Origin of the sequence: Pseudomonas sp. Irchel s3f7 (assembly GCF_900187615.1) — a bacterium.
Taxonomy (GTDB): domain Bacteria; phylum Pseudomonadota; class Gammaproteobacteria; order Pseudomonadales; family Pseudomonadaceae; genus Aquipseudomonas.
This window is the reverse complement of the sequence record NZ_FYDO01000010.1, coordinates 32131-55684: the sequence shown is the minus strand read 5'-3', so window position 1 is coordinate 55684 and position 23554 is coordinate 32131. Positions and strand designations below refer to the sequence as shown.

20 protein-coding genes are annotated in these 23554 nt (G+C 56.7%); 13 read left to right on the top strand and 7 right to left on the bottom strand.

The annotated features are described in order from the left end of the window. Positions 1-288 precede the first annotated feature (288 nt). From CKW19_RS10645 to CKW19_RS10635, 3 genes are all read left to right on the top strand, one after another. The gene (locus CKW19_RS10645) at positions 289-1251 is read left to right on the top strand and encodes a transposase (protein WP_095057871.1); all 963 of its coding nucleotides are present in this window, start codon (positions 289-291) and stop codon (positions 1249-1251) included. Between the two features lie 104 nt (positions 1252-1355). After that, complete coding sequence (locus CKW19_RS29030; RefSeq protein ID WP_256580319.1) at positions 1356-3257, top strand: transposase; 1902 nt, start codon at positions 1356-1358, stop codon at positions 3255-3257. Beyond that, positions 3254-4603 (top strand): transposase, encoded by a 1350-nt coding sequence (locus tag CKW19_RS10635; protein WP_095057870.1) that lies wholly within the window; start codon positions 3254-3256, stop codon positions 4601-4603. Before CKW19_RS29030 ends, CKW19_RS10635 begins: the two co-directional genes overlap by 4 nt. A gap of 235 nt (positions 4604-4838) precedes the next feature. Here the strand turns inward: CKW19_RS10635 and CKW19_RS10630 are convergent, their stop codons facing one another. The 3 genes from CKW19_RS10630 to aspA all read right to left on the bottom strand — a co-directional run bounded on the left by CKW19_RS10630 (position 4839) and on the right by aspA (position 8636). Further along, positions 4839-5837: an AraC family transcriptional regulator gene (locus tag CKW19_RS10630; RefSeq protein WP_095057869.1), complete on the bottom strand. Its 999-nt coding sequence runs from the start codon at positions 5835-5837 to the stop codon at positions 4839-4841. A 182-nt stretch (positions 5838-6019) separates the two neighbouring features. Further along, on the bottom strand, positions 6020-7024 hold the full coding sequence (locus CKW19_RS10625) for an asparaginase (protein ID WP_095057868.1): 1005 nt from the start codon (positions 7022-7024) through the stop codon (positions 6020-6022). A 187-nt stretch (positions 7025-7211) separates the two neighbouring features. Continuing rightward, a complete protein-coding gene (gene aspA, locus CKW19_RS10620; RefSeq protein ID WP_008045549.1) occupies positions 7212-8636 on the bottom strand; it encodes an aspartate ammonia-lyase in 1425 nt (474 codons plus the stop codon). A 180-nt stretch (positions 8637-8816) separates the two neighbouring features. On the opposite strand from aspA, the gene CKW19_RS10615 reads away from it, so the two are divergent. Further along, positions 8817-9728: a LysR substrate-binding domain-containing protein gene (locus tag CKW19_RS10615; RefSeq protein WP_095057867.1), complete on the top strand. Its 912-nt coding sequence runs from the start codon at positions 8817-8819 to the stop codon at positions 9726-9728. A gap of 61 nt (positions 9729-9789) precedes the next feature. On the opposite strand, the gene CKW19_RS10610 is transcribed toward CKW19_RS10615, so the two are convergent. Next, positions 9790-10347, bottom strand: coding sequence for a hypothetical protein (locus tag CKW19_RS10610; RefSeq protein WP_095057866.1), 558 nt, complete (start codon positions 10345-10347; stop codon positions 9790-9792). A gap of 85 nt (positions 10348-10432) precedes the next feature. Further along, complete coding sequence (locus CKW19_RS10605) at positions 10433-11023, bottom strand: reprolysin-like metallopeptidase (protein WP_095057865.1); 591 nt, start codon at positions 11021-11023, stop codon at positions 10433-10435. A gap of 363 nt (positions 11024-11386) precedes the next feature. On the opposite strand from CKW19_RS10605, the gene purE reads away from it, so the two are divergent. The 4 genes from purE (at position 11387) to CKW19_RS10585 (ending at position 13950) form a co-directional block, all read left to right on the top strand. Beyond that, positions 11387-11878 (top strand): 5-(carboxyamino)imidazole ribonucleotide mutase, encoded by a 492-nt coding sequence (gene purE, locus CKW19_RS10600; protein WP_034149342.1) that lies wholly within the window; start codon positions 11387-11389, stop codon positions 11876-11878. Between the two features lie 11 nt (positions 11879-11889). Continuing rightward, the gene (locus CKW19_RS10595) at positions 11890-12972 is read left to right on the top strand and encodes a 5-(carboxyamino)imidazole ribonucleotide synthase (protein ID WP_095057864.1); all 1083 of its coding nucleotides are present in this window, start codon (positions 11890-11892) and stop codon (positions 12970-12972) included. Positions 12973-13085: 113 nt separating this feature from the next. Continuing rightward, the gene (locus CKW19_RS10590) at positions 13086-13331 is read left to right on the top strand and encodes a GlsB/YeaQ/YmgE family stress response membrane protein (RefSeq protein ID WP_095057863.1); all 246 of its coding nucleotides are present in this window, start codon (positions 13086-13088) and stop codon (positions 13329-13331) included. An 82-nt stretch (positions 13332-13413) separates the two neighbouring features. After that, positions 13414-13950, top strand: a complete 537-nt coding sequence (locus CKW19_RS10585) for a DUF3299 domain-containing protein (protein ID WP_095057862.1) — start codon at positions 13414-13416, stop codon at positions 13948-13950. A gap of 75 nt (positions 13951-14025) precedes the next feature. On the opposite strand, the gene CKW19_RS10580 is transcribed toward CKW19_RS10585, so the two are convergent. Together CKW19_RS10580 and CKW19_RS10575 are read right to left on the bottom strand one after the other, a co-directional pair. Then, the gene (locus CKW19_RS10580; RefSeq protein ID WP_095057861.1) at positions 14026-14925 is read right to left on the bottom strand and encodes a D-hexose-6-phosphate mutarotase; all 900 of its coding nucleotides are present in this window, start codon (positions 14923-14925) and stop codon (positions 14026-14028) included. 69 nt (positions 14926-14994) lie between these two features. After that, entirely contained in the window at positions 14995-15399 is a 405-nt protein-coding gene (locus CKW19_RS10575) for an acyl-CoA thioesterase (protein ID WP_053164119.1), read from the bottom strand. A gap of 372 nt (positions 15400-15771) precedes the next feature. Between CKW19_RS10575 and CKW19_RS10570 the strand changes: the two genes are divergently transcribed. The 5 genes from CKW19_RS10570 to pstB all read left to right on the top strand — a co-directional run bounded on the left by CKW19_RS10570 (position 15772) and on the right by pstB (position 23491). Then, positions 15772-17070: an MFS transporter gene (locus CKW19_RS10570; protein ID WP_095057860.1), complete on the top strand. Its 1299-nt coding sequence runs from the start codon at positions 15772-15774 to the stop codon at positions 17068-17070. A gap of 235 nt (positions 17071-17305) precedes the next feature. Next, positions 17306-18307: a phosphate ABC transporter substrate-binding protein PstS family protein gene (locus CKW19_RS10565; RefSeq protein WP_095057859.1), complete on the top strand. Its 1002-nt coding sequence runs from the start codon at positions 17306-17308 to the stop codon at positions 18305-18307. Positions 18308-18772: 465 nt separating this feature from the next. Further along, positions 18773-20806, top strand: coding sequence for an ABC transporter permease subunit (locus CKW19_RS10560; protein WP_177408800.1), 2034 nt, complete (start codon positions 18773-18775; stop codon positions 20804-20806). 16 nt (positions 20807-20822) lie between these two features. After that, positions 20823-22493, top strand: a complete 1671-nt coding sequence (gene pstA / locus CKW19_RS10555; protein WP_095057857.1) for a phosphate ABC transporter permease PstA — start codon at positions 20823-20825, stop codon at positions 22491-22493. A gap of 164 nt (positions 22494-22657) precedes the next feature. Further along, on the top strand, positions 22658-23491 hold the full coding sequence (gene pstB / locus CKW19_RS10550) for a phosphate ABC transporter ATP-binding protein PstB (protein ID WP_095057856.1): 834 nt from the start codon (positions 22658-22660) through the stop codon (positions 23489-23491). Positions 23492-23554: the final 63 nt, after the last annotated feature.

Genomic DNA, 23554 nt, shown 5'->3' with positions numbered 1-23554 from the left:
ATGAAAACTTAGCTAGTTCTACAGCTAGAAATCAGATAGACAAAGGCCCAAGTGCTACCTTGGGCCCTTGTGGATAAGTCAGAATTGCGCCCTGACAAATCCATTGTCTATTCCATACATGTGGGACGTCAAGTCTTGCACGACTTCGTTCGTCCACAAGTTGGTACGCGTTATCCACAGATACACGTGTGCTCAGCTGCCCGCTGGATAAGGGGTTCGTCCAACACCATAGCTGTTATCCCCAGCTAACCGTGCGTAGACGTTCCTATAAGACATTGGATTAGTAGTATGAAATTTCAGGATAAATTTACCCAGATCATGAGCCGTCAGAGTCGGTTCGAATGGGGAGATGAATACATTCCGTCAACATTGGCGGTCCCACGTGAAGCGCCCAAGGGCTCGCGCATAAGCAAGCTTAACAGTGCAAAGCTGGGCCGTGCGTTGCATGCTCTGTCGACACCCGAACGGGTGTTCGCACAACTTGCGCTTTGTCATCCAGACCTCCTTGATATCCACGAGCAAAAAATGCTGTGGCCTTTCAGCGCGGGTCATCCACTTCGAGGTCACCCGCTGACGAAAGGAACCTTTCCGGCGTCTGTACGTGGAACAGTAGAGATAGCCAAGGAAATAGGGTTCAAGCACCACCTGTTCGTGTACGAAGGTGTAGATGGTAGACGCCAGAAGATCCCTTTTCCCTACCAAGGGGACCTTCTCATATATATGAAGGGTCATGACGGCATCCCCTACGCCGTCAACTGGACGGTCAAAGACCGTGAGGAAGCATTTCGCGAGAGAAGATATTCGAAACCAAAAACACCAATCCAGCAGAAGAAAGATCGCGATCATGGTGAGTTGCGGACTGAGCTGGAGAGAGCCTACTACGCCAGCGCAGGAATCAGAACGGTGCAGGTTTCCCTAGATAGGGTAGAACCTGAGGTCATCGCAAATCTTGATCTGCTTTTCGTCGTGCACGACATCCCTCTGAGCCATGATTCGGCATTGCTCAATGAATTCAGCGCAGAAGTAATGGAGGCAGTTCTAGCGGGAAATCCGGTCGCGTATGTGGCGATACAATATGGAAAGCGCTGGGGTAGGCGTGATCAGTTTCTTACTAGAATCTATCAGGATATTTGGAATCAGAAACTTCCCATAAATTTTTTCGAAAACATTCATGTCGACCGTCCATTTAACACCGACGGAGGGGATCTATTTTCAGTCTATGGTTCGCTCTTTGAAGAGTCGGCGCCATGAGGATGGGGTCTCGAATCATTGCGCCTGAGGGATTTCTCTGTCTCTCCAAGGACGTTACATATCACTTTTTAAACAGTAATGGCAACCTCAACAGGGTTCGACTAGTGCTGTTTAGTGATGACGGTAAGATGTTGGGCGCGAATTTAATTACCCTAACCAGGATCGAATTTGAAGATGCGCTCGAGCATGGATTATTGTTGGAGGACGGTACTGTAGACAAATTTCCTCCTTGGCTTTCGGGCATTCAAGGTGTTTCTATCCAGCAGTTGGAAAGCCGAAGGCATTCTGCAAAAGAAACATATGATCAAAAGGTTAATAAGCGATATGCGGCCATATCCGATCTTGTAGGACGACGGGATGAAATTCTATCGTGTGATGATCCTGACGCATTTATTAACGCGCACGCTAAATCGATGCGTCCCGTGCAGAATACAGTGCGACTGAGATTATGGTTCTACACGTATATTATATTTGGAAATAACAAGTGGGCGTTAATGCCCCCCTTACATCGCATTGGCGGTTGGAATCGCCTTGATCCGGCACGAAAAAATAAGCTGGGCAGCCCTTCGCGGAAAGGTAAGCACTATGGGTATCACTCTGATGCCGAAATGAGGGAAAAGATAATAGAAGGATTTATAAAATATAAATCTATTACCAAGACATGGGAGAAAGTCTATGGTGATGTGGTTACCAAAATTTTTGGATGCAAATCATTTTATTTAAATGGCTCTATGCAATTTCAGCACCCTGAGGGCAAGGCTTTTCCCACGTTCAATCAGTATAGGTCGCACGTTAAGCGGTACTTTAGCCCGCGTGATCTTTTATTCGAATTAAAAGGCCAACACAAAGCAAAATTAAAGTTGGGTGCCGCGGGAAGCTTTGCTGATAGCATTACCAATATATATCAGCGCGTTGAGTTTGATGGATATTATATATCTGACAAGATCAGTGGGGTTATAGAGGGGAGCGCGATAGAGAGCTTTTGTGTAGTCCGTGCTGTATGCGGTTTGTCGGGTGCCATACTGGGTATAGGCTTTGCCGAGTCTAAAGAGAATATGGATGCTTACAATATGGCGCTGTTTTGTATGGCTATAGGTAAAGTTAAATATTGTGAGCTCTTCGGTGTTGATATAGAACCGTGGGAATGGCCAGGTGATGGGCTTTCAGGCGGCATCATATTTGATCGAGGGCCCGCTGCGTGTTACCCAAGTAAGCCACATGTCAACTGGCTGAAAGCTCACGAGTGTACTCCAAGTTACTCTGGACAATCCAAAGGAATCATAGAATCTTCTCATCGTAGGGATAAAAAATTATTAGGTCAGCCTTCGTATAAGCATAGCAAGTTTAATTTCGTTGAGATGTGTCGGCGGGAGATTGTGCAGGCAATAGAAGACAATCGTTGTTCAGATGCGTCCCGCCGGATGAACGACGATATGTATCGAGCCGGTGTCAAGCCCACCCCTCTCGGCATTTTCAATTATCACGACGGTATTGGTCGTAACTCGTGTATCAGCATGGAGTTTGATACGGCGGTAAGATCATTTCTGAAAGCGTGTCCAGCATGTATAAAAAAAGATGCAGTCTATTTTTACGGGCGGAAATACAGAACTCCAGAACTAGAGGCTAGTGGAGTATTCGATTTGGCTGCAAGGAGCGGCGTTATTAATGTCAGTGTCTTTGTGATGGCGATGTGTGTTAGGCATATATGGGTTGAAGTCAATGGGGTTTTGTACGAACTAGACTTTGTCCGACCTGCTAGTGCGCACCCAGGGATGGCGGACACTACATTGCGGGGTCTACAGGAAATTGACCAATTGCGACGTGATGCAAATGCGGATCATAGGGAAGAAAAGCCAGCAATTCAGCAATTCTACGGACAAAAAATCAAAAGCCTGACCGAAAAAGATCGGGATGCTGGCGAGCGAAAACTTGGGAGACCCCCTAAAAACGGAGCGGCTGAGCGTGATACGGCAGACTATAAGCGATTTCAAGGAAAAACCAAATGAACGTACAAGTAAGAGCGCGTTTTGACGATTGTTTGGACTTGGACCAAATCAGAGCGCGGGTAACTGTAAGGCCTCAACCACTAATTGAGTTGAGCGGTATTGATCCTCTTATTGCTGCAGAACTTATGGAGGAGTCTTTAAAGAATATTTACGTGCCTAACAAATTTTCACTGAGTTTCATTAAGGAAATGTTGGGTCGGGCGTCTCTCCATAATGCAGATTTATTTAAAAGCGAAACCGAGTATGTCTCCAGAGTTTACAATCCTCCCGAAGTAGAGAAATTTCCAGTATGTTTAACTGGTTTGGCGGGAATCGGCAAGAGTCAGACTATTGCAGCTTTGAGAAAAGTCTGTCCACCGGCTATGGATTTTAACTGCAGTCATTTCGAGGGGGCGATCGAGCTGATTTCTCATTGGTATGTCAGTGCCAGAGGAAAGTCTAGCGGTAAGCAACTGTTGTTAGACGTTGTGTTGGGCGATCTAGAGGCGGGAAAAAAAACGAACGTTGCAAAGTTACTCGTTGAAAGTCGGCGGCGAGCAAATCTATACGGCGTCTCACTCGCAATGCTTGACGAAACTCAGCACATAACCGGCTCCGGCGCATCTAAGGTAACTGACATTCTGTTGACGATGGCTGCTATCGGTCTTCCAGTAATATTCGTTTCTAACTACAGCCTCGTGCATAAGCTAATTCGCCGAAATAGCGAAGATAAGCAGAGGCTCCTCTCGGAGCCTCGGATCATGCTGCCTGATCATCCTGAGAGCCAAGACTGGAAAGATTATGTAAGTGAGTGCATTCGGGTCTGCAATGGGCAGATTCAAGTCGAGACAAATGACCTGATCATAGAGCTTTACCGTTCTACTTTTGGGATTAAGCGGCTCGCTGTACAACTCCTTAAGCTCGCTTACATAGAGTGTCGCAGCGCCGGCAGAGAATCTATAAAACTTGCCGATATAAACAAGGCATATAAGTCTAGTGCGTATTCAAGCAATTCGAAAGAGGTCGAAGAGCTAAACCTTCAGTCTCTGCAGCCTCGTACGACTGGTATTCATCTGGATTTGCGGTGTCCATTCGATCTTCCAATCGATAGAAATTCCAATGTTCTGAACTTTGCTCGTGAGGATCGAGACAATCGCGTGAACGCAGCCGTCTTTGACTCATCCCTTAATGAAAAAGAGCGAATGGCGATGAAGCATATCGGCCTGTTGCCTGGTGACGTTGCACGATCTAGTAAGCAGGTCCGTCGTCCGCCGGTACCGAAGGTTTCAGATGAAGAAATGACAAAGTCTTTTCTCGAAATCGTCGACTCATTAAAACCGACATCGAAGCCTAATAAACCTAGATGACGGCGCCACTGCGATACCTTGTGTCCAACCAGGATGGAACGGAAGGAAACAGAGATGCGCGATGAAAAAAAGCCTTAAAATTCAATTGGTTAATGGCGGGAGACAGTTTTTATTCCCTAGAGCATTATGATTAGGCAGTTTTTGTGATGATTGAGACAGTTTTGCCGCGTTGGTTTTCGGGTCCTGAAACCCGTGTAATACGGGGGCTTCGCAGGACAGTTTTTATTATCTAAATTCATCCGTGTGGGCGGAACTGGCTCGGCGCCACACCGCTCCAGCGCACAAACGCATGGCGAAAACTCGCGGTCTCGCTGAAGCCCAAAGCCTCGGCGATTTGATAGATCGGCAGCTGATCCTCACACAACATTTGCTTGGCCTGCTCGAAACGCAATTCGTCGAGCAATTCCTGATAGCTGCAACCCAGATCCTTGAGATGTCGGCGCAAGGTGCGCGCTGAGCAGTTCATCTGCTCGGCCAGCCCTTCGAGGCCTGGCGCGGCATTGAGCTGTGCGCTGAGCAATTGCCGAATCCGCCCCAGCCAGGCCTGACGTCCGGTGAACTCTACATTCTGTTTGCGGCAGCGCTCGGCCATCGTTTGATGGGTGATGATATCGGCCAGTGGCAAGGGTTGATCGAGCCAGCGTTTGTCGAAAGCGAACGCATTGTTGGGGCCCTCGAACTGCAGCGGGCAATTGAAATGCTCGGCGTAGGTCGCTTCGTAGTCGGGCGCGGTATGTTCGAAACGTGCGGCGAGCAAGGGCAGCGGGTGGCCGAGCAAGTCGTCGCAGGTGACTTTCAGTGAAACCAGGCAGAACTCGGCATTGAACACCGCCATCGAGGGGCTTTCACGATAATCGGCGGCAGAGAACCAAACCCGTTCGCCATCTTCTTCCAGGCTCAGCTCGAACACTGTTCCCAATAGCGCCGGATAGCGCATCGCCAGACGCAAAGCGTCACCGAAGGTGGCACTGGTGAGCAGGGCGTAACCGAGCATGCCGTAGCAGGAGACGTGCATCCGCCGGCCCAGTTCCAGGCCGATATCGCGTTTGAGCGCGACGGCGTTGGCGCAGACCTGCATCTCTTGATTGGTGGTGATGTGCGTGTCGGCCCGGCTCAGGTCCGCCGCACTGATACCGCTGCCGGCCAGCAGTGCCTCGCTGGACAAACCCTCGGCCTTGAAGGTGTTGAGGATCAGCGAAACGGCGTTGAGAGTGGTGAGGTGGGAGTGGAGCATGAGTACTTCCAGCCTTTGGGATGCTGGAACACGGAGCAAGTTGTGTGCCGAGACTGGTTGGGCTGGCATCGATCCTGTAGGAGCGGGCTTGCCCGCGATTGCGGTGTGTCATTCACGAGAATGCCGGATGTGCCGCCGTCATCGCGGGCAAGCCCGCTCCCACAGGTTTACAGGGTGTCAGGTCAATTCAGTTCGCCGCACAGGTCCAGTTCGACAAGTCGCCGTACTTCCTCTGTATCAAGCCCCGCACCCAGCAGAGCATGCAACTTGCCGAACGCCGCTTCGCGGGTCATGCCGCCACCCGACAACACGCCCACATCGCGCAAACGGCTGCCGGCCTCATACACATCCAGCTCGACGCCTCCTTCATGGCACTGCGTCAACGCGACCACCACCACACCCTTGTCCCGCGCACGGCCCAGGCTGGCGAGAAACTCGGGGTTGTCGCCCGGCCCGGTGCCGCTGCCGTAGCACTCCAGCACCAGACCCTGGATGCCGCTGTCGACCAGGCCATTGAGAATCCCGGCGCTGATGCCGGGAAACAGCGGCAGCACTGCAACGTTCGCCAGCTGTTTGGGTTGCTGGTAGTTCAGCTGTTGCGGCATCGAAGACACTTTCACGCCACCACCCTGGCGCTCCAGGCGCTTGAACGGATGACGACCGAAACTGCGGACCTTCGCGCAATGGGTCGGGTCAAGCAGCTCGCCGTGAAAGTACAAGTGAACGCCCGGCGCCAGGCCTTGGCCAAGGGCAACCAAAGCGCCGCCGAGATTTTCCCAGGCATCGCTGTCGGTCACGCCGGCCGGCAGCATGGAGCCGGTGAAACACACGCGAGCATGCAGGCCGAGCAACTGGAAACTCATGGCGGCGGCGCTGTAGGCCAGAGTGTCGGTGCCATGCAGGATCAGCACGCTGTCGCAGCCTTGCACATCCACCGCATCGACCACTGCTTCACGCAATTGCTGCCAATACACCGGCGTCATGTTGGCGCTGTCGATCAGCGGCGACATCTCGCGAAAGCGCCACTGCGGTACAACCAGTTCAGGCTGACTGTGCAGGTAATCGCGCATCCGCGCTTCGAAACCGGACGCCGGGGCCAGGCCATGCGCGCTGGCTTGCATGCCGATGGTGCCGCCGGTGTAGAGCACCATGACGTGCTGGGCGGCAGGGTAGGTCGAGGCATTCATGGTGGATCTCCGAAAAAACTGAAACGGCTTGAGGCGGAGCATGACGCTGAGCGTCAGCCGTGTCACGTCGTACGGTACCGAAAAAAAAGCAAAAAAAAGGGCCTGGAGAATGATCTCCAGGCCCTCAAAAGGTGAGAGGTGTCTAGTCCCTCGACCTGGTGAGCGGTGCTACAAGTAACGCGTCGGTTCAGGCTTTGAGCGGAACCAGACGCGGAGCAATCATGTTTTCCGGGCGCAGGATGTCGGCGAGCATGGCTTCGTCGAGCAGACCTTCTTCGCGCACCAGTTCCAGCACGCCGCGGCCGCTTTCAAGGGCGAGGCCGGCGATACGGGTGGCGTTTTTGTAGCCGATGTACGGGTTCAGCGCGGTGACCAGGCCGATCGAGTGCTCGACCAGTTCACGGCAGCGGGCTTCGTTAGCGGTGATGCCGACGATGCAGTGCTCGCGCAGCATGTCCATGGCGCGTTGCAACAGGCGGATCGAGTCGAAGATCTTGAAAGCGATCAGCGGCTCCATCACGTTCAGTTGCAGTTGGCCGCCTTCGGCTGCCATGGTCAGGGCCAGGTCGTTACCGATGACCTGGAACGCTACCTGGTTCACGGCTTCCGGGATAACCGGGTTGACCTTGCCTGGCATGATCGAGCTGCCTGGCTGACGTGCCGGCAGGTTGATTTCGTTGATGCCGGTACGCGGGCCGCTGGACAGCAGGCGCAGGTCGTTGCAGATCTTCGACAGCTTGACCGCGGTGCGCTTGAGCATGCCGGAGAACAGTACGAAGGCGCCCATGTCGGACGTGGCTTCGATCAGGTCGGCCGCCGGAACCAGCGGTTGACCGCTGATCAGCGCCAGGCGCTGTACCGCCAGCGCTTGATAACGCGGGTCGGCGTTGATGCCGGTGCCGATCGCGGTGCCGCCCAGGTTCACTTCAGTCAGCAGTTCCGGGGCCAGCGTCTTCAGACGGGCCAGGTCTTCGCCCATGGTGGTGGCGAAAGCGCGGAATTCCTGACCCAGGGTCATTGGTACGGCGTCTTGCAGCTGGGTACGACCCATCTTCAGGACGTGGTTGAATTCCTGGCCCTTGGCCGCGAACGCCTGAATCAGGCTGTCGAGGCTGGCCAGCAGCGCGTCGTGACCCAGTAACAGACCCAAGCGGATTGCCGTCGGGTAGGCGTCGTTGGTCGACTGCGCCATGTTCACGTCGTCGTTCGGGTGCAGGTATTGGTATTCGCCTTTCTGATGGCCCATTGCTTCGAGCGCAATGTTGGCGATCACTTCGTTGGCGTTCATGTTGGTGGAAGTACCGGCGCCACCTTGAATCATGTCGACCACGAACTCTTCGTGGAAATCACCGCGGATCAATCGTGCACAGGCTTCGCTGATGGCAGCGTGTTTGGCTTCGCTCAGATGACCCAGCTCGCGGTTAGCGTCGGCAGCGGCCTGTTTGACCATTGCCAGGCCCACAACCAGTTTCGGGTAATGCGAAATCGGAACGCCCGAGAGGCGGAAGTTGTTCACCGCTCGCAGGGTCTGGATGCCGTAATACGCTTGAGCCGGTACTTCGAGGGCGCCAAGCAGGTCGTTTTCTGTGCGGAAAGATGCAGCGGAGGACATGATAGAAATCATCTCGATATGAACCCGGTCTATGCCGGAACGCTGCGAATGCTAGGCTCGTGGAGATTTTTGGGCCAATGCTGTTAAACACTAGGCTATGCATATTCGGCATAATGCCCGTGTGACGCCGGATTGACGGCGAGCGTGTGACCTAAATTGGTGCGTGTCCGGGAGGACGTGATGAATCTGGAAAGCAAATGGCTGGAGGACTTTAGTGCTCTGGCTGCCACCCGCAGTTTCTCCCAGGCGGCTGAACGACGTTTCGTCACGCAGCCGGCGTTCAGTCGGCGCATCCGCAGTCTGGAGGCAGCGTTGGGGCTGCAGTTGGTCAATCGCTCGCGCACGCCGATCGAGCTGACGGCAGCGGGGCAATTGTTTCTGGTCACTGCCCGAACCGTGGTTGAGCAACTCGGTGAAGTGCTGCGCCATCTCCATCACCTGGAAGGCGGGCAGGGCGAAGTGATGCAGGTCGCGGCCGCGCACTCGCTGGCGCTGGGTTTCTTTCCGCGCTGGATCGCACAGCTGCGTAACGAAGGTTTGAACATCGCCACACGCTTGGTGGCGACCAACGTCGGCGACGCCGTGCATGCCCTGCGCGAAGGCGGATGCGACCTGATGCTGGCGTTCTATGACCCGGACGCGGCGATGCAGATGGACCCGGAAATTTTCCCCTCGTTGCACCTGGGGCACACCGAAATGCTGCCGGTCTGCGCGGCGGATGCGGATGGCAAACCGCTGTTCGATCTGGAAGGCGAGGGCAGCGTGCCATTGCTGGCCTACAGCGCCGGTGCGTTTCTTGGCCGTTCGGTGAACATGTTGTTGCGACAACGGGCATTGCGCTTCACCACCATCTACGAAACTGCCATGGCCGATAGCCTGAAAAGCATGGCCCTGGAAGGTTTGGGCATCGCCTGGGTACCGCAACTTAGCGTGCGCGCCGAACTGGCGCGCGGTGAGCTGGTGGTTTGTGGTGGGCCGCAATGGCATGTGCCGCTGGAGATCCGTTTGTATCGCTGCGCACTGGTGCGCAAGGCGAATGTGCGGTTGCTCTGGCGCAAGCTTGAAGGGGGCGCGGCGAGCTCTGCTGTATGAGGGCGAAATCCTCCTGGCCACGCGAGTGGCCTGGATCCAGCGGCGTTGTCGCAATCCTGTCTCAATCGTACTGACCGAGGTAACGGCGAATATTGTCCTCATTGCTTTGGCTGAAGCGGGCGCCGATACCGTCAGCGGTTGCATGCATGAGCGACTTGGCGGGTCCGTAGTAAGTCGTGATGTCGCCGCTGTCCTCATGGCTCGCACCGAGCATGTGACCCAGTTCGTGGGCCGCAGTGAAATAGTCCGTGATCGATGCGACTGCGAAAGCGCCTGGACTGGCAGCCACCCCCAGGGTTGTTTCGTTAATGATGTCGCGCGTTAACAGCATGTATTTGTGAATGGCATTTTCGAAACTACCGTTAGTATTTTTTACATAAAGTACGACTTCGGCATTAAATTTTTTAAGAAGGTGCTGAAGATCCTCGGTTTTGTAATCGATGCTGCTGATGCCAGGCGCGTCTGAAGGTTTTATGAATTCGGTATTCATGTCGCGACCTGAAATTACGGTGATGTGGTCTTCCAGCCAGTCAAAGTAATGACTGCAGAGCAGATTCAGGTTTTGGTCTTTCAGATCTTCATGCAAAAAAACGGTTAAGGTAATCGGAAGTAGCGGCATCAGTGATTCCTTTCTATGGAAGCGCTATATCGACAAGTCAGAATTTCAAAATGGGTTTTGGTGTCGGTTGTTGGCGGTACTTTGACTATGCAAATTTGTTGAGGTGTTCGCGAATGTTTTCCCTGTTCTTGTCACTGTATCGATAGGCGTTTCCGCGCACGCCTGAGAACGAGTCCGACAACATGATCGAATCGTGCCACCAGCCGTCATAGATGACTTCGCTGTCTTCATGTGTTGCGCCAAGCATGTGTCCAATTTCATGTGCGGGAGCGCGGACGGATGTGATTGCTGCAATTGCACAGTGCCCTTTGATTTCGGCGTATCCGAGTGTCACTGCGATAAGTCCGCCTGCCGTTGCGTTGATGTTGTTTCGAGTCAATAAAAGGACTTTGGTCAGGTTCGACTCATACTCGCCGGTTTGCGTCAGGCTTATATACCAGTCTTGTATCAAGTCTCTCCAGCCATCCAGCGATGCCGAAGCGTCTTCGTTCCTGAAGTTGTACTCTGCCAGTTTCGGTACTTCATCGTGATGAAGCATATAAAACCGGACATCCCGCCCGGAAATGGATTCGAGCTCTGGTTTTAGCCACGAAAAATAATCGGCATATAAAGCAGCTTTTTGATGGTTTTGAAGGTCTTTATGAATGACGATCATTATCGAGATGGGTTTTTTCATGTTTTGAACTTCCTGTTCAGTTACGTATCAATGTCATTGATAATTATCTTGGTGTAAGTCTTCTGGCAAGTTTCAAGTTGTTTTAAGTTATTTAAGGTGTTCGATATTTACTGATCCAGAAAATCAGGGAAGTTCACGATCGGCCGGCATTCGATTGACTGACTTGATAGTCAGGAAATACCTGTTTTTTGCCCGTATGACAGATGGTCACCACAGGGGCTGTTTATCTGCTTCTTTGAGGTATACTGCGCGGCCTTCGGCCGGTTACGACCGGCCATAATTTCGTACAATCAAGCCACGCATAATGCGTGGCTTGTTGTTTTTTGATGCGCCTGCGGGCGCCCAGAGAGAAGAGGCACGACGATGAGTGCATTGGTTGGCGTGATCATGGGCTCCAAGTCCGATTGGTCCACCCTTAGCCACACCGCCGATATGCTGGAAAAGCTCGGCATCCCTTACGAGGTGAAAGTGGTTTCTGCCCACCGCACCCCGGACCTGCTGTTCCAGTACGCTGAAGAAGCCGAGGCGCGTGGCATCGAGGTGATCATTGCCGGTGCCGGTGGCGCGGCCCACTTGCCTGGCATGTGTGCGGCCAAGACCCACCTGCCGGTGCTCGGTGTGCCGGTGCAGTCGGCGATGCTCTCGGGCGTCGATTCGCTGCTCTCTATTGTGCAGATGCCTGCGGGCATTCCGGTCGCCACCCTGGCCATCGGCAAGGCTGGTGCGATCAACGCTGCCTTGCTGTCGGCGAGCATCCTGGGCGCCAAGCACCCGCAGTTCCATGAAGTGCTGAAAACCTTCCGTGCTGAGCAGACAGACAGCGTCCTGGAAAATCCAGACCCACGCATCGCCTGAGGTTGTTGACGATGAAGATCGGTGTAATCGGTGGCGGCCAGTTGGGTCGCATGTTGGCGCTGGCGGGCACTCCGCTGGGCATGAACTTCGCTTTCCTCGACCCGGCGCCGGACGCTTGCGCGGCGGCGTTGGGCGAACACCTGCGTGCCGACTACGGCGATCAGGATCACTTGCGTCAACTGGCCGATGAAGTCGATCTGGTGACGTTCGAGTTCGAAAGCGTTCCAGCCGAAACCGTGGCGTTCCTGTCGCAGTTCGTGCCGGTTTATCCGAGCGCCGAGGCCCTGCGCATCGCCCGCGATCGCTGGTTCGAAAAGAGCATGTTCAAGGACCTGGGGATTCCAACCCCGGCGTTCGCCGACATCCAGTCCCAGGCTGATCTCGATGCCGCCGTGGCTTCCATCGGCCTGCCGGCCGTGCTCAAAACCCGCACCCTGGGTTACGACGGCAAGGGCCAGAAAGTCCTGCGCACCCCTGAAGACGTCGTCGGCACGTTTGCTGAGCTCGGTAGCGTGGCGTGCCTGCTGGAAGGCTTCGTGCCGTTCACTGGCGAAGTCTCGCTGATCGCCGTGCGCGCTCGAGATGGCGAAACGAAGTTCTATCCGCTGGTGCACAACACCCACGACAGCGGCATTCTCAAGCTGTCCGTGGCCAGCACCGATCACCCGCTGCAAGCCCTGGCCGAAGACTACTCCAGCCGTGTGCTCAAGCAGCTGAATTATGTCGGCGTGATGGCGTTCGAGTTCTTTGAAGTCGACGGTGGCCTGAAAGCCAACGAAATCGCCCCGCGTGTGCACAATTCCGGGCACTGGACCACCGAAGGCGCCGAGTGCAGCCAGTTCGAAAACCACCTGCGGGCCGTGGCCGGTCTGCCGTTGGGTTCGACGGCCAAGGTTGGCGAAAGCGCCATGCTCAACTTCATCGGTAAAGTACCGGACACCGAGAAAGTCGTGGCCATCGCCGATTGCCATCTGCATCATTACGGCAAGGCGTTCAAGGTCGGCCGCAAGGTCGGTCACGCCAACCTGCGTTGTGCAGACCGCGAGACGCTGGCCGCGCAGATCCTCAAGGTCGAAGCGCTCATCGCCGAATAGTTTCATGTGGCAGCGGTGGAACCATTGAGGTTGCACCGTTCTCTGATGGCAGGATGCCAAAGTCTGACTAGGCTTTGGCTAGGACTCAGCCAATTCAATCAGAGGGAAATGCCATGGGAATTATCGGAACCATCTTTATCGGCTTGATTGTCGGCCTGCTCGCGCGGTTCCTGAAACCGGGCGATGACAACATGGGCTGGATCATGACCATCCTGCTCGGTATCGGCGGTTCGCTGGCAGCCACCTACGGCGGCCAGGCCCTGGGTATTTATCATGCGGGTGAAGGTGCCGGCTTCATCGGTGCACTGGTAGGCGCTGTTGTATTGCTGGTGATCTACGGCCTGGTCAAAAAGAACTGATTCAAGTGACAAACCCTCTCGGCCGTGCAAGCCGGGAGGGCTAGAATGCTCGGCGATTTCCTTATCCTTGCCGAGCACCTTCATGCGCCGTCTTCTGCTGACTTTTCTATTACTGGGTGCGGGCCTTGCCCATGCCGGCGAGCTGCCGGAAACCGACTGGCTCGACCTGATGCCCAAGTCGGACCAGAAAGCCCTCGAGGCCATGCCCGAAATCGATCACGACTCGCCCGAAGCCACTGGCACCTTTACCGAAAAGGGTGGGATGAAGCAGGCCAAAGGTTTGCCGGCGGTGATGTATTCGACCAAAACCGTTGCGTCGATGAACGACAAGAACATTCGTATCGGCGGTTATCCGGTGCCGCTGGAAACCGACGCCAAGGGGCACAGCACATTGTTCTTCCTCGTGCCGTATCCGGGCGCCTGCATCCATGTGCCGCCTCCGCCGCCCAACCAGTTGGTGCTGGTGCGGTATCCGAAAGGCTTGAAGCTGAACGATATCTACACGCCGCTGTGGGTGACCGGTACGTTGAAGGTCGAGAAGGTCAGCAATGATCTGGCTGATGCGGCGTATGCGCTGGATGCGGCGAAGGTCAGAGTCGTGGAAGAGTCGGATTTGTAAAAGTACTGTAGGCGCCGGCTTGCTGGCGATAGCGATCTTGAGGGCGCCATCGCCGGCAAGCCGGCGCCTACAGGTTTACAGCGGTTTGCTGCCGATACTCACGCCAAGGGTATGACTGGCACCCGGTGCCAGATTCACCACATCACCCATCACGTTCGCCGTCTCGATGCACAGCATGCGTTGCCAGCCATCGTCAGCCATGTCGCTGAACGCGGCGGCGCGAGCGATCCATGGATTCCAGATCACCGCCGAACGCGAGCCGCTGCTGGTGAGTTCGATGCGTCGTTCCCATTGCGGATCAACGATGCTCAATTGCGCCGGCGTGTCGAGGTAGATGCGGTCGGTTTCGCCGGCAAAATGCAGGTCACCGCGCTGGGTGACAGTTTTCCAGTCGTCCAGGGTCTCGATGTAGTTCAAACCATCGAGGCCTTCGACATGCACCTGGCGCACATCACTGACGGCGAAATAACTGTGCAGCGCCTGGCTGATGCTGACGGTTTCAGCGCCCTGGTTATGGCTGGTCAGGCTGATATGCAGTTGCTCATCCAGACGAATGCTCAGCTTCAAGTCCACCTGGTGCGGCCAGCCTGGCAGGCCACCTTCGGGGTAGGGCAGAAGGAACTCGATCTTCAGGCTTTCGCCTTCGGCTTCGATGCCGCCCAACTCCCAGTCCATCGCTCGCACCAACCCGTGAGCCGGCGGCGCTTCAGCGCTGACGCGCATCGCCTGGACACTTTGCGGATTGCGCGTCAGGTTGCCAAACCACGGCCAACAAACTGGCACGCCGGCGCGGATGCTCTTGCCGGTCTTGAACACGGCCTCGTCATTGAGCCAGATCAGCGGCGGCTCGCCCGCCAGTTGATAACTGAGGATGTGCGCGCCTTGCTGGGCCACCAGTAATTCGGCCTGACCGTGGCGGATACGCCAGCAGTTCAGTTCATCCAGTTTTACCGCTTCAACGTTGGGCGTGTTCATGGGACAGCTCTCGATCAGGAACAATGACGACTACAGACCGCAAAACAAACGCCAGGTTTAGAATCGCCTTCAGCGAGCCCTTGCTGGAACCGAGCGGGTGCGACCGCTGCCATCGATGGCGACGAACACAAACACCGCTTCGGTCACTTTACGCCACTCGCTGGACAACGGATCGTCGCTCCAGACTTCAACCATCATCTTGATCGAGCTGCGGCCGATTTCCAGCGCCTGGGTATAAAAGGAGAGCTGAGCACCCACCGCCACCGGCACCAGGAACGCCATACGGTCGATCGCCACGGTGGCGACGCGCCCGCCAGCAACCTTGCTGGCCATCGCCGTGCCTGCCAAATCCATCTGCGCCACCAGCCAGCCGCCGAAAATATCGCCGAAGCCATTGGTTTCGCGAGGAAGCGCGGTGATTTGCAGGGCCAGGTCGCCTTGCGGGATTGGATCTTCTTGTTCGAGCTCTATCATGCCGGGGGTGCCTCTGACCCGTGACTCTTCGTTGGTACTGCTGGTGGTAGCCGTCTTCGGGAAAAACGATTCAGCACCGAACATACTACGTTCGTCACGTTTTCCTAAGGCGTCTAAAGGGAAACTCTGCGAAATCGGCTGGCCTCGGTGAATGAGGCCAACGACGTCTTCGCACAGCAACCCCTCGAAAACCGGAGCAGGCTGCGAGTATATCGGTCGGTAGACTCCGAGACGACCGTCCGGTTCTCATTTTGACCGTCAAAAACGCACCTCTATGTGCTTTTTCGAACAATTTGCTATCGTGCCCGACCTGCCCAAGCCTCTACCAGCGTTGTTGAGGTTGCAAATCCGACTATAAGAGAAGCCCTTGCCATGACCCCAGCGCCCTCGAGCATCGCGCAACCCGAGCAACCCGCACGTCCATTGACCGGCAACGACTACAAGACGCTGTCGCTGTCCGCTCTGGGCGGTGCGCTTGAGTTCTACGACTTCATCATCTTCGTGTTTTTTGCCACCGTGGTGGGCAAGCTGTTCTTCCCGCCGGACATGCCCGAGTGGATGCGCCTGATGCAGACGTTCGGCATCTTCGCTGCCGGTTACCTGGCGCGGCCGCTGGGCGGCATTGTGATGGCGCACTTTGGCGACCTGCTGGGTCGCAAGAAGATGTTCACCTTGAGCATTTTCATGATGGCGGTGCCGACCCTGATCATGGGCCTGTTGCCGACCTATGCGCAGATTGGCCTGTGGGCACCGATCCTGTTGCTGTTGATGCGGGTGATTCAGGGCGCGGCGATTGGTGGTGAAGTGCCGGGGGCGTGGGTCTTTGTTTCCGAACACGTGCCGCAGCGTCACATCGGTTACGCCTGCGGCACCCTGACCAGCGGCCTGACGGCGGGGATCTTGCTGGGTTCTCTGGTCGCTACCGCAATCAACAGCATTTATACCCCGGTGGAAGTGGCGGATTACGCCTGGCGGATCCCGTTCCTGCTGGGCGGCGTGTTCGGCCTGTTCTCGGTGTACCTGCGTCGCTGGCTGCACGAAACCCCGGTGTTCGCCGAGTTGCAACTGCGCAAGGCCCTGGCCGAAGAAGTGCCGCTGCGTGCGGTGCTGCGTGACCATCGTGGCGCCATCGCGATTTCGATGCTGCTGACCTGGTTGTTGTCTGCCGCTATCGTGGTGTTGATCCTGATGACCCCGACCGTTCTGCAAACGGTCTATCACTTCTCGCCCACCACGTCCCTGCAGGCGAACAGCGTGGCGATCGTATTCCTGAGTTTTGGCTGCATCGTTGCCGGCGCACTGGCCGATCGCTTCGGTGCGGGACGCGTCTTCGTCTTTGGCTGTGCGGCGTTGCTGGCCAGTTCCTGGACCTTCTACCACAGCCTGGCCGACCATCCCGACTGGCTGTTCCCGATGTACGCCCTGACCGGTCTGCTGGTCGGCACCATCGGCGCGGTGCCGTACGTGATGGTCAAAGCGTTTCCGCCGGTGGTGCGCTTCAGCGGTCTGTCGTTCTCCTACAACGTGGCCTACGCGATTTTCGGCGGCCTGACGCCGATGGTTGTCAGCTTGCTGCTCAAGGAGAGTGCAATGGGCCCCGCTTATTATGTGGCGGTGCTGTGCGGGGTCGGGATTGTGGTGGGTGCGTATCTCTGGAAGAAGGGTCGCTGATTTCGACTTTTTCATTGTCTGTACCGGCCCAATCGCCAGCAGGCTGGCTCCCACACTTGGCATGCATTTCAACTGTGGGAGCCAGCCTGCTGGCGATTGAGGGCGGCGCGAATCATCCTGCAAATAACCGAATGCTGGCCTTTCATCCAATTGTCATATTTCAGCCATAGAGTGTTCACACGGCCTGCTGATACTTGGCCCCGACTTAACACACCCTATCTGCTAGGAGTAAGGCATGAAACTGAAGCGTTTGATGGCGGCAATGACTTTTGTCGCTGCTGGCGTTGCGACTGCCAACGCGGTTGCCGCTGTTGACCCTGCTATCCCGAGCTACACCAAGACCACTGGTGTGTCGGGCAACCTGTCCAGCGTTGGTTCCGATACTCTGGCCAACCTCATGACCCTCTGGGCTGAGAACTACAAAAAAGAATACCCGAACGTAAACATCCAGATTCAGGCCGCTGGCTCCGCCACTGCGCCACCTGCGCTGACTGAAGGCACCTCCAACCTGGGCCCGATGAGCCGCAAGATGAAGGACACCGAACTGGCTGCCTTCGAGCAGAAGTACGGCTACAAGCCAACCGCTATCCCGGTTGCCGTGGACGCCCTGGCTGTTTTCGTTCACAAGGACAACCCGATCCAGCACCTGACCATGGAACAAGTCGACGCGGTCTTCTCGTCCACTCGTCTGTGCGGCGCTAAAGCCGACGTGAAAACCTGGGGTGACCTGGGCGTGACCGGCGACCTGGCCAACAAGCCGGTTCAACTGTTCGGTCGTAACTCGGTATCCGGCACTTACGGCTACTTCAAAGAAGAAGCCCTGTGCAAAGGCGACTACAAGCCAAACGTGAACGAACAACCAGGTTCGGCTTCGGTCGTGCAGTCGATCAGCTCCTCGCTGAACGGCATCGGTTACTCGGGCATCGGCTACAAGACCGCTAGCGTGAAGACCGTGCCTCTGGCCAAGAAAGGCAGCCAGGACTTCGTCGAAGACACCGAAGAAAACGCCCTGAACGGCAAGTATCCTCTGTCGCGCTTCCTGTACGTCTACGTCAACAAAGCCCCGAACAAGCCTCTGGCCCCGCTGGAAGCCGAGTTCGTGAAACTGATTCTGTCCAAGCAGGGTCAGGAAGTTGTGGTGAAAGACGGCTACATCCCACTGCCGGCCAAGGTTGCTGCAAAAGCACTGGCTGACCTGGGTCTGAAAGAAGGCGGCCCTGAAGTCGCAAAAAAGTAAAACCCTGAGTCCGGGCTAGTCCCGGACTCTGTAGGAGCCGGCTTGCTGGCGATGGTCATCCATCCGCAGAAAATGTGTCGGATGTACCATTTTCGCCAGCAAGCCGGCTCCTACACCCCCAAATTTCTCTATCCGCTGCTGGCTACCCCCAGCGGCGGATTTGTCGCGTCACTGCACTGTCATCTTTCTGTCATACAGGATCGCTAGGGTGTGCGAATGAATGATCTGGCCAATTCCAACATGACTACTAATCCCCCCAAGCGGATTGATTTCAATACGCCTGAGTTGCAACGCAAGCGCCGCATCCGCGCGCTCAAAGATCGGCTGACTCGCTGGTACGTCCTCGTGGGCGGCCTCGCTGTTCTCGGCGCGATCACCCTGATTTTCTTCTTCCTTGCCTACGTCGTTGCGCCCCTGTTCCAGGGTGCCAGCCTGACGTCCAAGGACGCCATCACGCCAGCCTGGATGCAAGACGCCGGCAAGCCGTTGATGTTCTCCCTGGAAGAGCAGAACCAGGTGGCCATGCGGGTTTCCGACAAGGGCCAGGCATTGTTCTTCGATATCGACAGTGGCGCCGAACTCAAGCGCGTCGATCTGCCTGTTCCGGCCGGTACCACCGTAACCTCCATCGGTAAAGACCAGCCAGGGCAACCGTTGGTAGCCGTGGGCTTGTCCAACGGCCAGGCACTGGTGTTCCGCCACACTTACAAAGTCAGCTACCCGGACGGCAAGAAAACCATCTCGCCGGCCATCGAGTATCCGTATGGCGAAGCGCCAATCGCGCTGAACGAAGCCGGCGGTGCCCTTGAGAACGTCAGCCTCAACGCCAACGATTCGACCCTGATGCTGGTCGGCTCCACCGGTTCGCAACTCAATGTTCTGTCGCTGACCAGCGAAGAAAACATGATGACCGGCGAAGTCACCAACGAGCAGAAGCGCATCGACCTGCCGCAAATGACCGAGCCGGTGAAGAACATCTTCGTCGACCCGCGTCAGCAGTGGCTGTACGTGATTAACGGGCGTGCCCAGGCCGACGTGTTCAGCCTGCGCGACAAGAGCCTCAACGGGCGCTACAAATTGCTGGAAAACGCCGACGCTGAAATCACCGCCAGCACTCAACTGGTGGGCGGTATCTCGCTGATCCTTGGCGATTCCAACGGCGGTCTGGCCCAGTGGTTCATGGCGCGTGACCCCGATGGCGAACAACGTCTGAAGCAGATCCGTACCTTCCAGATGGGCACCACGCCTATCGTTGAAATTACCGCCGAAGAGCGCCGCAAGGGTTTCATTGCACTCGACGCCTCCGGCAAGCTCGGCGTGTTCCACAGCACCGCCCACCGCACTTTGCTGGTGGAGCCGGTTGTTGAAGGCAAGGGTGTTTTCGGTCTGTCGCCTCGCGCCAACCGCCTGATCGTGGAAGCCGGTGGCAAGCTTCAACCGCTGCTGCTCGACAACCCGCACCCGGAAGTCTCGTGGAGCGCGTTGTGGAGCAAGGTCTGGTACGAGAACTACGACGAGCCTAAGTACGTCTGGCAATCGACCGCCGCCAACACCGACTTCGAACCGAAACTGAGCCTGTCGCCGCTGACCTTCGGTACCTTGAAAGCGGCGTTCTACGCGATGCTGCTGGCCGCTCCGCTGGCCGTTGCGGCGGCGATCTACACCGCGTACTTCATGGCTCCGGGCATGCGCCGCAAGGTCAAGCCGGTGATCGAGCTGATGGAAGCGATGCCGACGGTGATCCTCGGCTTCTTCGCCGGCCTGTTCCTCGCACCGTATGTGGAAGGGCATTTACCGGGCATCTTCAGCCTGCTGATGCTGCTGCCGATCGGTATTCTGGTTGCCGGCTTCGCCTTCAGCCGCCTGCCTGAGTCGATTCGCCTGAAAGTCCCTGATGGCTGGGAAAGCGCCTTGCTGATCCCGGTGATCCTGTTCGTGGGCTGGCTCTCGCTGTACATGAGCCCGTTCATGGAGAACTGGTTCTTCGGCGGCGACATGCGCATGTGGATTTCCCACGACCTGGGCATCACCTACGACCAGCGCAACGCACTGGTGGTCGGTCTGGCCATGGGCTTCGCGGTTATCCCGAACATCTACTCCATCGCCGAAGACGCCGTGTTCAGCGTGCCACGTGGCCTGACCCTGGGCTCTCTGGCCCTCGGTGCGACGCCGTGGCAGACGATGACCCGCGTGGTGATCCTCACCGCCAGCCCGGGCATCTTCTCGGCACTGATGATCGGCATGGGCCGTGCGGTCGGTGAAACCATGATCGTGTTGATGGCCACCGGTAACACCCCGGTCATGGAAATGAACCTGTTCGAAGGCCTGCGCACCCTGGCCGCCAACGTTGCGGTGGAAATGCCCGAATCGGAAGTCGGCGGCAGCCACTACCGCGTGCTGTTCCTCTCGGCGCTGGTGCTGCTGTTGTTCACCTTCATCATGAACACCCTCGCAGAACTGATTCGTCAGCGTCTGCGCAAGAAATACTCGTCGCTTTAAGCAAAGGTAGAAGTCTGTGAAACAGAACTCCCTGAAAGGATGGTTCAAGAGCGGCGCCCCCGGCGTCTGGATCAGCGGTGGCGCGGTGTCCATCGCGGTCATCATGACCATTGGCCTGCTGGCAGTGATTGCCGTGCGCGGTCTGGGTCACTTCTGGCCGGCGGACCTGATCCACGCCAGCTACGACGTACCGGGCCAGGCTAATCACCTGGTCATCGGTGAAGTGGTGCAGAAAGAAGAAGTGCCACGTGCGCGTCTCAAGAGCGCGGGCCTGCCAGTGCCGGACCAAGGCCCTGAGTTCATGACCCGCGAGCTGATCAAGGTCGGCAACCGTGACTTGAACGGCACCGACTTCACCTGGATCGTCGGCGAATGGCTGACCAACCAGAAGACGCCACCTGAGCTGATGGCTATCGAGCGTCGTGAATGGGGCAACTTCTACGGCTACCTGGTCAACGTCAAACAGGATGGCAAGGTCATCGCCGAAGGCGAGGCATCGTGGCCTGAGCTGCAAGCGCGGATCGACCGCGTGAACGGGCTTGCTGCGCAACTGAAGTCGCTGGAAAAGACCGACATCGGCGCGATCAACGCCGGTCTCGAACGTATCCGCCTGCACACTCGCAAACTGGAACTGGAAGGCAAGCTCGATGCCGCCGCGCAAGCGGACATGGAATCCGAGCGCGCCGAGCTGAATGCGCGTTATCAGGACGTTGAAGCGCGCTTGGCCGATCTGCATGCGCAGTTCAACCGCGACAGCCTGACCGCCCGCGACGCCAACGGTAAAGAAGTCGAAATCGGCCTGGGTAAAGTGGTTCACGCCTACCAGCCGAACGCCATGGGCACGTTCACCAAGATCGGTTTCTACTTCAGCAAGGTCTGGGAATTCCTGAGCGACGACCCGCGTGAAGCGAACACCGAAGGCGGGATTTTCCCGGCGATCTTCGGCACCGTGATGATGACCCTGATCATGGCGATGATCGTGACCCCGTTCGGCGTGCTGGCGGCGGTGTACCTGCGTGAATACGCCAAGCAGAACGCGTTGACCCGCATTATCCGCATCGCGGTGAACAACCTGGCGGGTGTTCCGGCCATCGTTTACGGCGTGTTCGGTCTGGGCTTCTTCGTTTACGTGCTGGGGGGTTCGGTCGACCGTCTGTTCTTCCCTGAAGCATTGCCGGCACCGACTTTCGGTACACCGGGTCTGCTCTGGGCTTCGTTGACCCTGGCGCTGCTGGCGGTGCCGGTGGTGATCGTGGCGACCGAAGAAGGTCTGGCGCGGATTCCTCGCACCGTGCGTGAGGGCTCGCTGGCCCTGGGCGCGACCAAGGCTGAAACCCTGTGGAAGATCGTGCTGCCGATGGCCAGCCCGGCCATGATGACCGGCATGATCCTCGCCGTGGCCCGTGCCGCCGGTGAAGTGGCGCCGCTGATGCTGGTGGGTGTGGTGAAACTGGCGCCGTCGTTGCCGCTGGACGGTAACTACCCGTACCTGCACCTGGACCAGAAGATCATGCACTTGGGCTTCCACATTTATGACGTCGGTTTCCAGAGCCCGAACGTCGAAGCCGCACGACCGCTGGTCTACGCCACGGCGCTGCTGCTGGTGCTGGTGATCGCGACGTTGAACCTGTCGGCGGTCTACATCCGGAACCACCTGCGCGAGAAGTACAAAGCGCTGGATAGCTGATCAACCCTGTAGGAGCCGGCTTGCTGGCGAAGGCATCACCATGGTGAGCCTGCTGGACCGAGTTGCCAGCATCGCCAGCAAGCCGGCTCCTACAAAGAATTGTGTAACCCGCGGGCACGGCCCGCGGTCTACTGAACCGAATTTGTTAGCACAGGGAGCCTCCCATGCAGCACGAAACACATACCCACGGCATCAACATGTCGGCGCTGGGTCGCGACAAGCAGAGCCTGAACCTCGAGCAGGAAACCGTAGCCATCGAAGTGCCGGGCCTGAGCCTGTTCTACGGTGACAAACAAGCGCTGTTCGACGTCAGCATGAACATCCCGAAACAGCGCGTGACCGCCTTCATCGGCCCGTCCGGCTGCGGCAAGTCCACGCTGCTGCGGACCTTCAACCGCATGAACGACCTGGTCGATGGCTGCCGCGTGGACGGGGCGATCAACCTGTACGGCAACAACATCTATCGCAAGGGCGAAGACGTGGCCGAGCTGCGCCGTCGCGTCGGCATGGTGTTCCAGAAGCCGAACCCGTTCCCGAAAACCATCTACGAGAACGTGGTCTACGGCCTGCGTATCCAGGGCATCAACAAAAAGCGTGTCCTTGATGAAGCCGTTGAGTGGGCGTTGAAAGGCGCGGCACTCTGGGAGGAAGTCAAAGACCGTCTGCACGAGTCGGCACTGGGCCTGTCCGGTGGTCAACAGCAACGTCTGGTGATCGCCCGCACCATCGCCGTAGAGCCGGAAGTGCTGCTGCTCGACGAACCGTGCTCGGCACTCGACCCGATCTCCACGCTGAAAGTCGAAGAGCTGATCTACGAGCTGAAATCCAAGTTCACCATCGTCATCGTGACCCACAACATGCAGCAGGCCGCGCGGGTTTCCGACTACACGGCGTTCATGTACATGGGCAAACTGGTGGAATTCGGTGATACCGACACCCTGTTCACCAATCCGGCGAAGAAGCAGACCGAAGACTACATCACGGGCCGATACGGCTAGCCGAACAGCCGCCAGCTACAAGCTACAAGCGGCAAGATAGAAGCGGTGCGATTTCAGGATTTA

Bases quoted from the DNA above. Each gene is read 5' to 3' on its own strand.
- CKW19_RS10615 (WP_095057867.1), top strand. From the start codon at position 8,817: ATGAATCTGGAAAGCAAATGGCTGGAGGACTTTAGTGCTCTGGCTGCC.
- aspA (WP_008045549.1), bottom strand. From the start codon at position 8,636: ATGTCCTCCGCTGCATCTTTCCGCACAGAAAACGACCTGCTTGGCGCC.
- CKW19_RS10610 (WP_095057866.1), bottom strand. From the start codon at position 10,347: ATGCCGCTACTTCCGATTACCTTAACCGTTTTTTTGCATGAAGATCTG.
- purE (WP_034149342.1), top strand. From the start codon at position 11,387: ATGAGTGCATTGGTTGGCGTGATCATGGGCTCCAAGTCCGATTGGTCC.
- CKW19_RS10630 (WP_095057869.1), bottom strand. From the start codon at position 5,837: ATGCTCCACTCCCACCTCACCACTCTCAACGCCGTTTCGCTGATCCTC.
- CKW19_RS10635 (WP_095057870.1), top strand. From the start codon at position 3,254: ATGAACGTACAAGTAAGAGCGCGTTTTGACGATTGTTTGGACTTGGAC.
- CKW19_RS10590 (WP_095057863.1), top strand. From the start codon at position 13,086: ATGGGAATTATCGGAACCATCTTTATCGGCTTGATTGTCGGCCTGCTC.
- CKW19_RS10570 (WP_095057860.1), top strand. From the start codon at position 15,772: ATGACCCCAGCGCCCTCGAGCATCGCGCAACCCGAGCAACCCGCACGT.
- CKW19_RS10560 (WP_177408800.1), top strand. From the start codon at position 18,773: ATGCAAGACGCCGGCAAGCCGTTGATGTTCTCCCTGGAAGAGCAGAAC.
- CKW19_RS10585 (WP_095057862.1), top strand. From the start codon at position 13,414: ATGCGCCGTCTTCTGCTGACTTTTCTATTACTGGGTGCGGGCCTTGCC.
- CKW19_RS10605 (WP_095057865.1), bottom strand. From the start codon at position 11,023: ATGAAAAAACCCATCTCGATAATGATCGTCATTCATAAAGACCTTCAA.
- pstB (WP_095057856.1), top strand. From the start codon at position 22,658: ATGCAGCACGAAACACATACCCACGGCATCAACATGTCGGCGCTGGGT.
- CKW19_RS10625 (WP_095057868.1), bottom strand. From the start codon at position 7,024: ATGAATGCCTCGACCTACCCTGCCGCCCAGCACGTCATGGTGCTCTAC.
- CKW19_RS10595 (WP_095057864.1), top strand. From the start codon at position 11,890: ATGAAGATCGGTGTAATCGGTGGCGGCCAGTTGGGTCGCATGTTGGCG.
- CKW19_RS10565 (WP_095057859.1), top strand. From the start codon at position 17,306: ATGAAACTGAAGCGTTTGATGGCGGCAATGACTTTTGTCGCTGCTGGC.
- CKW19_RS10645 (WP_095057871.1), top strand. From the start codon at position 289: ATGAAATTTCAGGATAAATTTACCCAGATCATGAGCCGTCAGAGTCGG.
- CKW19_RS10575 (WP_053164119.1), bottom strand. From the start codon at position 15,399: ATGATAGAGCTCGAACAAGAAGATCCAATCCCGCAAGGCGACCTGGCC.
- CKW19_RS10580 (WP_095057861.1), bottom strand. From the start codon at position 14,925: ATGAACACGCCCAACGTTGAAGCGGTAAAACTGGATGAACTGAACTGC.